11 protein-coding genes are annotated in these 13,843 nt (G+C 39.0%); 4 read left to right on the top strand and 7 right to left on the bottom strand.

Translation table 11 applies throughout. The features are described 5' to 3' along the window. Positions 1 to 2 precede the first annotated feature (2 nt). From HQN83_RS01220 to HQN83_RS01210, 3 genes are all read right to left on the bottom strand, one after another. Positions 3 to 1,007 (bottom strand): sulfotransferase family protein, encoded by a 1,005-nt coding sequence (locus HQN83_RS01220; RefSeq protein ID WP_173087785.1) that lies wholly within the window; start codon positions 1,005 to 1,007, stop codon positions 3 to 5. Between the two features lie 27 nt (positions 1,008 to 1,034). Then, positions 1,035 to 2,249, bottom strand: a complete 1,215-nt coding sequence (gene chrA / locus HQN83_RS01215; protein WP_173087783.1) for a chromate efflux transporter — start codon at positions 2,247 to 2,249, stop codon at positions 1,035 to 1,037. Between the two features lie 84 nt (positions 2,250 to 2,333). After that, the gene (locus HQN83_RS01210; protein WP_173087781.1) at positions 2,334 to 3,539 is read right to left on the bottom strand and encodes an MFS transporter; all 1,206 of its coding nucleotides are present in this window, start codon (positions 3,537 to 3,539) and stop codon (positions 2,334 to 2,336) included. A 70-nt stretch (positions 3,540 to 3,609) separates the two neighbouring features. Here HQN83_RS01210 and HQN83_RS01205 point away from each other — a divergent pair, with 70 nt between their 5' ends. From HQN83_RS01205 to HQN83_RS01195, 3 genes are all read left to right on the top strand, one after another. Continuing rightward, positions 3,610 to 4,275 (top strand): HAD family hydrolase, encoded by a 666-nt coding sequence (locus HQN83_RS01205; RefSeq protein ID WP_173087779.1) that lies wholly within the window; start codon positions 3,610 to 3,612, stop codon positions 4,273 to 4,275. A gap of 10 nt (positions 4,276 to 4,285) precedes the next feature. Continuing rightward, a complete protein-coding gene (locus HQN83_RS01200; protein WP_173087777.1) occupies positions 4,286 to 5,461 on the top strand; it encodes a gliding motility protein GldB-related protein in 1,176 nt (391 codons plus the stop codon). Between the two features lie 180 nt (positions 5,462 to 5,641). Further along, positions 5,642 to 6,853, top strand: coding sequence for an MFS transporter (locus tag HQN83_RS01195; protein WP_173087775.1), 1,212 nt, complete (start codon positions 5,642 to 5,644; stop codon positions 6,851 to 6,853). A gap of 6 nt (positions 6,854 to 6,859) precedes the next feature. Here the strand turns inward: HQN83_RS01195 and HQN83_RS01190 are convergent, their stop codons facing one another. Both HQN83_RS01190 and HQN83_RS01185 read right to left on the bottom strand, forming a co-directional pair. Further along, positions 6,860 to 7,576 carry a LytR/AlgR family response regulator transcription factor gene (locus HQN83_RS01190; RefSeq protein WP_173087773.1) on the bottom strand — a complete coding sequence of 239 codons (717 nt, stop codon included), beginning with the start codon at positions 7,574 to 7,576 and terminating at the stop codon, positions 6,860 to 6,862. Further along, positions 7,576 to 8,646: a sensor histidine kinase gene (locus HQN83_RS01185; protein WP_173087771.1), complete on the bottom strand. Its 1,071-nt coding sequence runs from the start codon at positions 8,644 to 8,646 to the stop codon at positions 7,576 to 7,578. The genes HQN83_RS01190 and HQN83_RS01185 overlap by 1 nt, the downstream gene beginning before the upstream one ends. 222 nt (positions 8,647 to 8,868) lie before the next feature. On the opposite strand from HQN83_RS01185, the gene HQN83_RS01180 reads away from it, so the two are divergent. Beyond that, positions 8,869 to 11,307, top strand: a complete 2,439-nt coding sequence (locus tag HQN83_RS01180) for a TonB-dependent receptor (protein ID WP_173087769.1) — start codon at positions 8,869 to 8,871, stop codon at positions 11,305 to 11,307. 4 nt (positions 11,308 to 11,311) lie between these two features. Here the strand turns inward: HQN83_RS01180 and HQN83_RS01175 are convergent, their stop codons facing one another. Beyond that, a complete protein-coding gene (locus HQN83_RS01175; protein ID WP_217277285.1) occupies positions 11,312 to 12,088 on the bottom strand; it encodes an SDR family NAD(P)-dependent oxidoreductase in 777 nt (258 codons plus the stop codon). A 39-nt stretch (positions 12,089 to 12,127) separates the two neighbouring features. Continuing rightward, the gene (locus tag HQN83_RS01170; RefSeq protein WP_173087767.1) at positions 12,128 to 13,840 is read right to left on the bottom strand and encodes an IlvD/Edd family dehydratase; all 1,713 of its coding nucleotides are present in this window, start codon (positions 13,838 to 13,840) and stop codon (positions 12,128 to 12,130) included. Between the last annotated feature and the right edge of the window lie 3 nt (positions 13,841 to 13,843).

Here is a 13,843-nt window from a genome sequence, read left to right as displayed (position 1 = left end):
AATTATAGTGTTCTTGCTTTGATCTCTTTAAGGATTTTTGCTTGTCCTTCTCTATTGTCCAAATCACTTTGTCTGGCGGTTAACACAGCTTCCTTCTTTAAAGCGGCATTTTCCCCATCATAGTTCGCAATATGTGCTGCATCAATTAAACTTACATCAGGATTTTGGATAACCAGTTCATAATCCAGTTCTTTCAATACATCACCTGCAACCAGTTCAAAAATCTCCAGATCATTGCCTTTAAACTCTTTTAAAAACTTACCTGTATTGTTACTGATGATTGGCTTTTCCAGATTGCTCCACATTTCACCGGCTGCAGCTGTAAGTTTAGAGGTCTTGGAATCATAGAACTTAAGCATCTCCGGATGATAGGCAATATCAAGGTAAAGGCAGAGTTTCCTGATTTCACTTTCAGGTTCTGTAATCAATGTTTCATAGTTCAATGAGAAAAAGCGGTCGGCAGGCAAGCTTGCTCTTAAGCGCAGACACGCTTCCTGATCTTCGTTCCATTGCTTAGCAATGTGATAGATATGCTTTTCCCCGACTATAGCCTTTTTAAATGAACAGGCCACATCCCTACCATCCCGGTACAGGTAAATGTATTTTAGGTTTAGTCCAAAATCTTCCATTTCTGAAGCATAGTGAACATTTGCCATGCTTTTACAGCACCAATACTTAGCGCCTTTATTAATGGCAGCTTGTTCATACACCAATCTATTGATCTCTAAAAGGTCATAACGCGTTGATGCCCCGTAAATCTCATCAGCATTAAGCAAAACCCCTTCCCATGGCACAGGGTTGGCATTTACGTAAGTCACTACGTCATTAACCAAGGTTTTATAAGAAACGCTATTAAGCTCGCCATACAGCGGCAAAAGCGGCATAAAAACCACTAATATGTGAGGTGGATGTGGTGAGGCAATTTCTTCTGATTGATCCAGAATTACTCTTAATAGATTAGATCCGGAACGTTGCGTTCCTATTATTTGTATGCCTGTATTCGCCATTCTTGTCAGTTAAAATTTATTCAGCACTTACCCTATAAAGTGTACTGCAGTTCCTATTAGTAAAGAAATAATGATTAAGTATACAGGATTAAATTTAAATCTGAAACTTAAAATAAATGCGGCAACAAACAAAACTATATTTAAAGGTGCGGAATGCACTGAAAAAAAGAGCTTTATGCCCGAAGCGATGATCATCCCAACTACAACAGGTTTTATTCCTGCCAGTGCATTTTTCATCACTGTAGAGTCGGCGTTGTTCTTAAATATCTTAGAAACAATGATCATCAGAATAGAAGAAGGCACAAAAATAGCTATGGTTGCTAACGCCGCTCCTACCAATCCCGCCAACTTATAGCCTGTAAAAAAAGCACTTACTAAAATTGGCCCGGGAGTTAGCTGACTAAACGCAATACTATCTATAAATTCCTGATTGGTTAACCACTTCAATTCCGTTACAAAAAGCGACTGCATAATCGGGATCATCACATATCCTCCGCCAAAAAGTGAAAGACTAATCCCCGAAAAAACAGAAGCTATTTTAAGTAGCATCAAGTCCGTGTGTTTGTACAGCCCTGTAACAAAAGTTGAGTATAACAGCAATAAAGATGACAGGCCTATTTTAGCGCCAGTACTCAATCTCCCCCATGTAAACTTTGCAGCGCCACCATCAGTTAAATTAGCCAGTTTAAAATAAACACCAATCAGTCCGCCAAGTAATATCAGCAATAGAATAATCAGGTATCCCTTAACAAAATACAACAGTACAATAGAGACCAGGCATAAAGCAATTTTACCATTATGTCCCTTTACTTCCTTTAAAAATATATTTAAACCTGTAGTTAAGATAATAGCACTAACCGCCGCTACTGTATAGGCCATTATACCGGAAAGATCCTTAACATGAATGTAATTAAAGTAACACCACGACAGCACAAACATCAATGCACATGCCGGGAGCAAAATACCCAACATACTCACAACCAAGCCTAGCTTTTTATGTAAATGATAGCCAATATACGACACCACATTTACAGCCAGAGGGCCAGGTAATAAGCTGGCAATACTCACTGCATTCAGCAGGTTTTCCTGACTAAGCGTTTTATCCTTTTCAATCATTTCCTTTTGAACAACGGCTATCAATGCCATATGCCCACCAAAAGAAACACACCCTATTTTAAGAAAAGTAAGGAAAAGGTATTTTAAACCTGTTTCCTTTTGCGTTAAGCTAATATCATTCTCCACTATACTTGTTTGTTTTTATGGTTATCACCTCAGGAGAACTTCCACATCTGATTTTGAAAACTTGACTAAAATAATAAATATTGACTAATCCTGCTTCATCAGCTTGTACATATATGCAGAGATTAATAACAAGATGCTGATCATTATCCAAAGTGGATTATAACCATACTTTTCGGCTATAAAAAAGCCGGCCGTGGGCCCTATAACCTGAGCTATCGACCAACAAAGCATATAACCTGCGGCATATGAGCCTCTATTAAATTCGTTAGACCTGCTCATTACAAAGCTGTTAATAAAAGGTAATGCAAACATTTCACCAAAGGTGAAGAAAACTATGCTCAGCACACCCAATACGATTACGTTTCCAAATGGGAGTAACAGCACAGCGAATGAACACGCAATAAATACAACACCTAATACGATAAAGAACACTGGTGACCTTTTGTTTTCAATCTTATGGATCAGTACCATCTCAAATAATGCAATAATAATTCCATTAAGTCCTAGTATTAAACCAATCTCAAACTCACCAATCTTCCAGATTTCCTTATAAAATACCGGTACAACCCTAAACATCAGAAAAGTACAAATAATAAAAACAGCAGTAAGTAACAAAAACCTGATGAACACCGCGTCTTCCCAAGGTTTACGTACCACAATTCCCTTAACTTTTTCTTTAATGGCTTTTCTATAGCCCTTAATTTTTGGCAGAAACCAAAAGATGCCTAAGCCTGCAATAATACTTACCGAGCCATCAACAAAAAACAATAGCCTGTAATCATAAGACGCAATTAAGCCACCTATACTTACACCTACCGCCCACCCCATATTAACCGCTAGTCGGTTTAAAGAATAAGAACGTGTCTGCAATTCCGGCTTGGAATAAGCAGCTATAGCCGCAAAGTTTGCCGGACGAAAAGCTTCCGAAAAGAAACTGATCACAACAGCAAGTACACAAAGCGTATGAAAATTAGTAATGTTCGCAAAAAACAAAAAGAATATGCCGCTAACAATTGATGCCACTATCTGAACAGGCCTAAAACCGATTACATCGGTAAGCTTACCTCCTGCAGCAGAGCCCATAATGGAGCCAACACCAAAAAGCGTAATGATTAATCCTGCATCAGAAGCTGATCTATGAAGAGATTGTGTAACAAATAATCCCATAAAAGGAACCGCCATATAACCACTCCGATTAATGAGCATAACGATGCTCAGAATCCAGGTTTCACGGCTTAACCCGGTAAAAGACGATTTATAATTGCGCGCAATTTCTTTGAATAATAACATAAGTAGTGAGGTGTAGCAAAGATAATAAAGCAATTAGTTTTTTCTATTTTAGCCAAATACTTTTACCTACATGCAGAAACTTAAAGCCATATTATTCGATCTTGATGGCACACTTATCGACTCAGAATATTTTCACTACCAATGCTGGTTAGAAATCCTGGACACCTTCTCGTTATCTATGACTTATCAAGAATGGGTTAGCACATACGCAGGTTACCCGCTCCCAATCAACAGCAAAACAATTAAAGAAAAATACAACCTGGACATTGACTTGTCAGAACTAATAGACTGGCGCGAGCGATTAAGCAAAACAGGCTTCTTTACCAAAGACATTAACCTAATGCCATATGCTTTAGAAACCATTCAATTCTTTAAACAAAATGGCCTTAAGCTAGCCCTGGTTACTGCTAGCCCAAGAACTGATGTTGAGTTGATTTTTGCAAGAAATGGTTTGAGCAGTTATTTTGATCTTATGATTACCAGAACCGACGTTACTTTAACAAAACCAGATCCTGAATGCTATAACATGTGCTGCCAGAAACTGGGACTGGAAAAAGATGAATGCTTAGCATTCGAGGATACCATTAATGGTTTAAAAGCCGCTAAGGCAGCCGACTTAGTTTGTTATGCAATACAAGCTGATGTATCACAACATCCTAAATTAGCGATTGCTGATAAAATATTTACAGACCTAAAATTAGCTACAGAAGATATTCAAAAGCACTTCGCATTTTAAAAACAGACCTATGCTTAAGCTCAATCACATTTTAGTTTTCCTGCTATTAACCAGCAGCGTAGCTGTCGCACAAATAAGACACGAAAGAATTGCCGATAGTCTTTATAAAGCGAAAAACTTTAAACAGGCGGGACAGCATTACTTGAAGGCAACAGAACAATCTGATTTTAAGGTTCTCAAAATCAGCAACTACTATAATGCCGCATGTTGCTATGCATTAAGCAATCAGCAAGATAGCGCCCTCGTTTTACTTACAAATGCAGTGAACAGTGGATATAAAAATATTGATCACCTTAAAAAAGACACTGATCTGGAGTCCTTACGTTCATTACCCGGCTGGCCTAAACTTTTAAATAGCATTAAGGTAACTAAAAATAGTACTACCGATCCTTACAAAGCCAAACTGATCACCACCGATGTAAAGAACTTTTGGACAGCGTACGATCTGGCTAAAAAAGACACAGCCAACTCAATTAACATCTACAAAAAATACTATGTCGAGCCAGCAACAGATGGACTTCAGGATTATCTGGGCTATAAAATCAGGAACCTAAAGTATTTCGTTAAATCTGTAAATGCCAAACCTGAGTTTTACGCTGCAGTACGTAAAAACACCTTTGCTGTTGATCAGATGAAGCCTCAAATGATCCAAAGCTTTGTTAATTTCAAGAAAATCTACAATAACGCTCAGTTTCCTAATATATACTTTGTTATCGGCGCATTTAATTCAGGTGGGACCAGTACTGAAGCCGGATTGTTAATTGGTGTAGACCAATCTGCTCGGACAGAAGATGTTCCTGTTAAGGAGCTAAACTTATGGCAGAAAAACAACTTCGCTAATCTCAAATCCTTGCCAAACCTAATTGCTCATGAGCTCATCCATTTTAATCAGAAGGGTTTAGCTAACGATACTACGCTCCTGTCGAATGCGCTTGTAGAAGGTATGGCCGATTTTATTGGCGAACTGATATCAGGTAAAACGGCCAATGAACGCCTGTTTGTTTGGGCTAAGGGTAAAGAGAAACAAGTTTGGGCCGACTTTGAAAAAGAGATGTACTTAAACAGGGCAAGAAACTGGATTGCAAATTCTGATCAGGAAACTGCCGATAAACCAGCCGATCTTGGTTATTGGGTCGGTTATCAGATATGCAAAGCATACTACGATAAAAGCACTGATAAGAATTAGGCTGTAAACGAAATACTTAATATAAAAAACTATAAAGAATTTTACGATAAAAGCGGTGCTACGCTATTGTTTAAGTAAAATTTTGACTTTAAAATAGTCTATTTATTACATTACCGTGTTCTAAAAATAAGGTATAAAAACCTTTGAAAGGGTAACTTTGGCTGCTCAAAACATCACCAATTGACAGCATCAAAACCATTAAAAGAACAAAACAAGGGCATTTCAACTGTCCTTGCTTTTGCATTGTTACCCTTATCGGGCTTTGCTACAGATATATACATCCCCTCCTTACCTACCATGGCTACAACCATGCAGGTGAGTAGTTTGCAAGTACAGCTAACATTAAGTCTATTCCTAATCAGTTACGGAATTTCTCAGCTCTTTATAGGCAGTGTATTAGATAGTTTCGGAAGGTATAAACTTAGCCTTATCTGCTTACTGATATTTGCGGCAGCAAGCATTGTGATTGCGAATACCCATAACATCTACCTTATTTACCTCATGCGAATCATTCATGGATTTACTGTAGGAACGATCATTGTAGGCAAGCGTGCATTCTTTGTCGACGTCTTTGAAGGCGACAAACTAAAACATTACTTAAGCCTATTCTCTATTATCTGGTCTACAGGCCCTATAGTAGCACCATTTTTGGGTGGTTATTTACAAACCGCTTTTGGCTGGGAGTCTAATTTCTACTTCCTTGCCGGATTAGCCCTAATACTTGCCGCACTGGAATTCATTTACAGTGGAGAAAGCTTACGCAATTTCTCTAAATTTTCCTTAAAGAACATAGGCAATATCTATCTTAAAATGATTAAAACACCTAGTTTTAGTTTAGGTATAGTGATGCTAGGTTTAGCGTATTCAATGGTAATGATCTACAACATGACAGGGCCATTTATTATAGAGCATCACCTTAACTTTTCGCCTGTAGTTGCCGGATACAGCTCGCTTATTCTCGGCTTCGCCTGGATGGTGGGAGGTTTTATAGGTAAAGCCACCATAAACAAGCCATTCCTAAAGAAAATGATTGTTAACCTGGGATTACAAATTCTGTTTGTCGCATTAATGTTCATCTGCATTCAATTCATATCCAGCATATATACTTTAATACTATTTGCCTTTTTAATCCATGTAACTGCCGGCTACATCTTTAACAACTACTTTACTTTTTGTTTAGGCAGATTCCCTAAAAACGCAGGTATAGCAAGCGGATTAACAGGCGGTGTTACCTATGTAATTGTATCCTTTCTGAGCTATAGCGTTATCTCTTTTCTACCGGCAAAGGACGAGCACAACTTAAATTCCAGCTATTTATTGTTGGCCGTTATTTCGGGAATAGTGATGTTTGTTATCTATAAGCTGACAAAAAAAGAAATTGTAGCCGAGTAATAAACCTTAAGAAAACCCAAGATCTTTGAGCAACTGATCTTTATAATTACTCCCAATCGGGATTTCATTGTTATTAATAAATACACGATTGCCCTCTATATGGCCAATTTTGGATTTATTAATAATGAATGACCGATGGGTTCTCAGAAACAGCGTTTTTGGCAAAAGTTCCTCAAAACTGGAGAAAGGCATTTTAGGCAATAGCAAATTGCCTGAGGTTATTATTTTGGTGTAATTTCCTTGCGCTTCAGCGTACAATAGCTCATCATAGCCTACTTTGTAAATCTTTCCGTCTGTTTTAATGAAGATGAAGTCTTCTGCAACAGAACCGGCTACTTCACTTACCTGCACAACTCCTTTAGGTTCCAGTTTTTCCAATGCTTTATCTACGGCAATAATAAAACGATCAAAAGAGAAAGGTTTTAATAAATAATCGCAGGCAGCCAAATCAAAAGCATCAATGGCATATTCCTTATAAGCCGTTGTAAATATCACCTGAGGCTGATCCTTTAGTGTTTTAACAAATGAAATCCCATCCATTATAGGCATATTGATATCTAGGAAAAGAATATCAACTTTCTGTTTCTGTAATACGGCTTTAGCTTCAAGCGCGTTCCCGCAAGACCCCACAACATTCAGATAATCCAAATGACTGCAATAGGTCTTTATAATGTCTCTTGCAATCGGTTCATCATCAACAATAAGGCAGCTTACCTGGTTCATTATTTCATTTTAAGCTGTAAGATAACATTGTAAAATGAATTATCTCTTTTAATGTTCAATTCATGCTCACCGGTATAAAGCAGGTTTAACCTTTTACTTACGTTATCCAGTCCGAAACCGCTACTTTTATTAAGTGTACTTTTCTCATTATCCTCACTCCCGTAAGAATTTCTAACGGAGAAAAGGATAGAATTGCCCCAGGTCTTTAACTTTATATCAATATATATCTTTTCATCAATCGTATTTTTAGAGTGCTTAAAAGCATTCTCAATAAACACGATCAACAACATTGGGGCTATCTTTATTTCGGGCACAATTACTTCTTCAATTTCGGTAATCAATACTAATCTGTCGCCAATCCTTATCTTTTCAAACTCGATGTAGTTGTTAATATAGGTTACTTCATCTTTTAATGGCACATATATTTCTGTGGCATCATAAACCGAATAGCGCAGCAGTTCGGACAGTTTTAATAACAGTGCAGGTATTTTCTCATGATCCGTAATGGAAAGTCCATACATGTTGTTTAAAGTATTAAACAGAAAATGAGGACTCAACTGAGATTGCAATAGGTGCAATTCGCTTTTGCTGTGGGCAGCCATTGTTTTGGCTGCTTTCAATTGATTTTCAGAAATCGCATGAACAATTTTGATCAATGCACCAAGCGATAAACTAATCAGCATAAACGGAACCCAGGACAACAATAAATTAATCGCGATTCTTCCATGCAGGGGAAAATCAGCATGAAAAAACAACCATCCGGTACAAACTATAATCAGGATGAACAATCCAAAAGAAAGCTCTTTAGGGAGAACTGTTAATCGTGCCGTCCAGATCTGAGCTACATATCTACCCGTAAAAAGCCCGATAAAAAAGAATACAGTTCCTGCAAAGGCCACGGCCTCGTCTTCACGCACGTCAATAGACCTTACATAGGTTTCTATTACCAAATAAACAGGAATCGAAACAATAAGCGATAAGATTATGTAAAGCGGCTGCCCAAAGAAGCCAATCAATGGTTTTAATTTTATATCGTCCGTAGTATTTCTCATGTTCCTAGTCTCAATCATAGGCTACAAATTTGGGTAAGTTCATTGGATCAATAAATATTTACTGACGAACAAGTCAAAACCATTGACAGAACCTCAATATCCGGGTACAAAACTGTTTAACACCCCAAAATCACCTTCCATCATCCAATAGCCAAGTTACAACATATTTTTTTCCAGAGCTAGCAAGAACAGGCAATATTTGATCAATCAACAAGCTCATCACCATTAAAACCCATAGTAATGAAAACATATACCATTTTCTTTCTCGCCTTTATAATTTCCTTTACGTCGTTTGCACAAGTAAAACCGGGTGTCATTTCTTCAACAGTAAAAGATTCAAAAAACGAAGCCATTGCCGGAGCCACAGTCCGGCTATTTAAAGCAACAGATACTGCGGCTATTACCACAAGAATTACTGATGGAGATGGAAAATTCCAATTCAACAATATAGATAAAGGCTCTTATCTATTGAAAATAACCGCCGTAGGAAAAAAAGAATTCAACTCCTCCCCGTTGCATATTGAGGAAAACAAAGGCATTACGCTTCCGGTTATCATCATGCTTCCTGCTAAAAGCACGGAGCTTGCCGAAGTGGTGATAAAGGCAAAGCGCCCATTAATTCAAATGGAAATAGACAGGACTGTAGTAAATGTTGATGCTATGATTAGCAGCGCTAGCAGCAATACTTTAGAAGTACTGGAAAAAACACCGGGCATCGTAGTAAATTCCAGCGGAGATATTACACTAAACGGGCGCTCAGGAGTAATGGTATTGATTGATGGCCGACCTACCTACATGTCAGGACAAGACCTTTCTCTTTACTTGAAATCACTTCCCGGCGCTCTGCTAGATAAAATAGAATTGATGGACAACCCTCCTGCCCGTTACGATGCTTCTGGAAATGCTATAATCAATATCAAATTGAAAAAAAGCAGAATAGGTGGTTTTATCGGAAGTTTCTCTACAGGTTATTCTCAGGGAGAATATGGCAGAAACAACAACGCCCTGAACCTAAACTACAACTATAAAAAGATCAACTTGTTCGGTAGTGTAGGCTACAACTACGAAAAGAACTACTCCAACGATAACATGACAAGAAGCTTCTTTGATACGAACAATACACCAACATCAACGGTATCATTATTAAACAATCAGGAGTTTAAAAGCAATGGGCTAAACACCAATATCGGCTTAGATTACGCTGCTAGCCCAAATACAACCTATGGTTTTCAGGTTAACTTAAATGACAACAAAAACAACGACTTGCTGAACTACAACAGCGGAAATTATAATGCCGGACAGTTAGATAATGTTGGCAGAGGGAATACCATCGGAGACAACAACAGAACAAACTTAGGCTCAAACATCAATTTCCTACATAAATTTGGAAAAACAGGTAAAGAGCTCTCTGCTGATGTCAATTACTTAAATTACCGGAGCACAGGCAATCAATCACTGATAAATAACCTGTATCAGCCTGATGGCGCTCCAATCAGTAACGATGAATTTCTTTACAATTTACCTTCTAAAATAAACATATACACGGCTAAAGCAGACTATGTGCAAACCATGAAAAATAATGCGAAGTTCGAAGCCGGTTTTAAAACTAGTTTCGTTAATAACGACAACAAATCTGATTACTACAACATTACCGAGCAAGGACCGGTTATCGACAATGGCCAATCCAATCACTTCAAATTCAGAGAAAACATCAACTCTGCTTACATCAATGCTCAAAAAGGATGGAAATATCTCTCTATCCAATTTGGATTACGCTTAGAAAACACACAATCTAAAGGGAATCAGTTAGGTAATGAAATCGTTCAGCAAAGCCAGTTTACCAAAAACTATACACAGCTATTCCCTAGCCTATTTTTAAACTACAAGTTCGATACAGTTGGCAGAAACACGTTAAATTTTAGCATTAGCAAAAGAATAAACAGACCAAATTATCAATACCTCAATCCGTTTGTATTCTTTAAAGACAAATACTCTTATTCTTCAGGCAATCCACTGTTAACGCCTCAATACCAGTTTCGTTATGAACTTAAGTATCAATACAAACAACTCCTTAGAATGGGCTTAAGCTACAACAGATTTACTGATGTAATTTTCCAAACCACCCAGGTGGTAGATGATGTGTTTATTAAAAAACCTGAAAACGTAGCCTTTGGTTATATGCTATTGCTCAATACCAGTATCACCATAACACCAGCAGAATGGTGGACGTTCTACTTAGAACCTCAATTTTCCAAAATGGGATTGGATGGTATGGCTTATGGTAAAAAGCTTGATCCAAGTACTTATGTGGCAAGAATTGGCATATACAACCAATTCCAGTTTAAAAAAGGCTGGAGTGCTGAACTTGGAAGCTATTATGCCAGCAGAGATCTAAATGGCCAAACTTTTACATCCGGAATGTACAGAGTGAACGCAGGGATTCAGAAGAAGATCTGGAAAGATAAAGGAAGCATCAGAATCAACATGGATGATATCTTTCATTCATGGGTATACGAAAACCGATCTGTTGGATTAGATCGTGCTTACTCATTTCAAACCAATGAATCTGACACCCAGCGCTTTGGTTTGGCACTCACTTATCGCTTTGGTAAAGATACGTTTACACGCAAAAGCAAGCACAAAAACAATGCATTGGATGAAGAAAAAGGCAGAATGTAAGGCATTAAACTTCAGTGGGCGAAGGACTTATCGCGCTCCAGCCCCCGTCAATTACCAAGCTCTGCCCTGTTATATGTTTTGCGCCATCAGACACTAAAAACAAAGCTGCATTGGCAATATCAATAGTTTTAGCCGGACTGCCCATTGGGGTAATCCTGGACCATACCGCTTCATAATTCGGATCATCCAAAGTGCGCTCGGTTAACGTTGCACCGGGCGCAATCGTATTTACATTTATCCTAAAAGGAGAAAGCTCCAATACCAAATTCTTGGCAAGCATTTCAAGGGCAGCTTTAGTCATCCCATATGCAGCTAAATCCTTGTGCGCCTGATGCGCGGTAACAGATGAAGTAAACAACAAGGAACCACCTTTAGGCTGAGTTTTCATTTGATTAGCTGCTGCCTGAGCCAGAAAAAACGTACCACCCAGATTTGTATGCAAAACCTTATACAACGAATCCTGAGGATAAGTAAAGAAATCTCCAAATAAAGTAATACCTGCATTAGCGATTACAACATCCAAACTGCCAGATGTTTGAACGGCCAGATCAACCATGCTTTGAATAAATTCCTTGTCACCGGAATCACCTGCACAGGCCATACAATTTCCACCTGCCTCTTTAATCGTGTGCGCTGCTTCATTTGCCAGCAGCTCATCTATATCGTTCAATAAAACTGTAGCGCCCCTGGATGCCAGCTGCTTACATATTTCAAATCCGATGCCCTGTCCGGCACCGGTTACAATTACCGTCTTATTTGCAAATGCTGTTGAAGTCATCATAATAGTTTCTTAATTAATGCGAATTATTAAACACAAGTTCTAATGCGAATCGCGCAATACTTCACTCCCTGAGTTACCCTTTAAAAAATCAAAATCAGCACCTAAATGAGCCTGTTCAACATGCGCTACATACAACCTCGCATATCCCCGCTTAAACTGATTTACAGGATCAGCAAGCCCTTCCCGTCTCTTATCAAGCTCCTCATCAGATACCAGTAAGCTTAACTTTCTGCCTGCTACATCAAGTTCAATCCTATCTCCATCCTTAACCAAGGCAATAGTTCCGTTTTCGGCAGTTTCCGGAGATACATGTAACACCACTGTTCCAAAGCCGGTACCACTCATTCTGCCATCAGATATACGTACCATATCGGTAACACCTAAATCGAGCATCTTTTTAGGCAAACCCATATTGCCAACCTCTGGCATACCGGGATAACCTTTAGGACCGGTGTTTTTAAGCACCAAAACGCTATCTGCATCAACAACCAACTCCGGATCATCAATTCTAAGCTTATAGTCTTCAATGTTCTCAAAAACTACAGCCTTGCCGGTATGCTGCATTAAGCGGGCATCAGCAGCAGAAGGCTTAATAATAGCGCCCTCCGGACAAAGATTCCCTTTTAATACCGCCACACCAGAATCTAATTTAAATGGTTGTTCAACAGAAGCAATAACTTCTTGATTTAAAGTCTCTGCCCTTTCTAAATTCTGAGCTATACTTCTGCCATTCACAGTAATACACTCCCCTTCTAAAAAGCGTTCCATCTCTTTCATTACCGCCGGTAAACCTCCTGCATAATACAAATCTTCCATAAAATGCGCTCCCGAAGGCTGCAGATTGGCGATAAGCGGTATTCCGTTAGAGTAACGATCAAAATCATCAATAGTCAATGGTATACCTACTCGTCCTGCAATGGCCAACAAGTGTATTACAAAATTGGTTGAACCACCAATAGCGGCATTTACCTTTATTGCGTTTTCGAAAGCCTTACGCACCAAAATGTCAGATGGCTTTAAATCCTCCCTAACCATATCCACAATCCTCCGACCAGAGTATTGAGCAAGCACCTTTCTAGAAGCATCAGCAGCTGGTATTGCTGCGTTGCCAGGCAAAGAAAGCCCTAACGACTCTACCATACACGCCATAGAAGAAGCTGTACCCATCACGGCGCAATGTCCTCTGCTCCTGCACATCCCGGCTTCAGCCATATTCAGTTCCTCTTCGGACATGATTCCTGATCTTACCTGCTCAGAAAACCTCCAGATATCACTTGTGCCTATACTTTTACCCTTAAATTTACCGGTCAGCATGGCACCGCCCGAAACCACAATAGCAGGAATATCCACACTACAGGCGCCCATAACAAGCGCAGGGGTTGTTTTGTCGCATCCACACATCAACACCACACCATCTATAGGGTTTGCCCTGATGGATTCTTCAACATCCATACTTACCAAATTGCGATAAAGCATGGCTGTCGGTTTAATCAGCGTTTCGCCTAACGACATCACCGGAAACTCAACCGGAAAACCACCTGCCTCAATTACCCCTCTTTTTACAGATTCGGCAAGCTCTCTAAAATGCGCATTACATGGGGTAAGTTCCGACCATGTATTGCAGATACCAATAACAGGTTTGCCCTGAAACTCATCAGCAGGAATACCCTGGTTTTTCATCCAGGCTCTATAAATAAAACCGTCTTTACCTTTTTTACCAAACCATTGCTGACTTCGTAGCTTTTTTTCCATATT

The sequence above is a fragment of the Pedobacter foliorum genome (genome assembly GCF_013266735.1).
Lineage (GTDB): Bacteria > Bacteroidota > Bacteroidia > Sphingobacteriales > Sphingobacteriaceae > Pedobacter > Pedobacter foliorum.
This window is presented reverse-complemented; position numbering and strand designations above follow the sequence as displayed.

Coding starts and splice junctions, on each gene's coding strand:
- HQN83_RS01180 (WP_173087769.1), top strand. CDS start 8,869: ATGAAAACATATACCATTTTCTTTCTCGCCTTTATAATTTCCTTTACG.
- HQN83_RS01200 (WP_173087777.1), top strand. CDS start 4,286: ATGCTTAAGCTCAATCACATTTTAGTTTTCCTGCTATTAACCAGCAGC.
- HQN83_RS01220 (WP_173087785.1), bottom strand. CDS start 1,007: ATGGCGAATACAGGCATACAAATAATAGGAACGCAACGTTCCGGATCT.
- HQN83_RS01190 (WP_173087773.1), bottom strand. CDS start 7,576: ATGAACCAGGTAAGCTGCCTTATTGTTGATGATGAACCGATTGCAAGA.
- HQN83_RS01170 (WP_173087767.1), bottom strand. CDS start 13,840: ATGGAAAAAAAGCTACGAAGTCAGCAATGGTTTGGTAAAAAAGGTAAA.
- HQN83_RS01205 (WP_173087779.1), top strand. CDS start 3,610: ATGCAGAAACTTAAAGCCATATTATTCGATCTTGATGGCACACTTATC.
- HQN83_RS01185 (WP_173087771.1), bottom strand. CDS start 8,646: ATGATTGAGACTAGGAACATGAGAAATACTACGGACGATATAAAATTA.
- HQN83_RS01175 (WP_217277285.1), bottom strand. CDS start 12,088: ATGATGACTTCAACAGCATTTGCAAATAAGACGGTAATTGTAACCGGT.
- HQN83_RS01210 (WP_173087781.1), bottom strand. CDS start 3,539: ATGTTATTATTCAAAGAAATTGCGCGCAATTATAAATCGTCTTTTACC.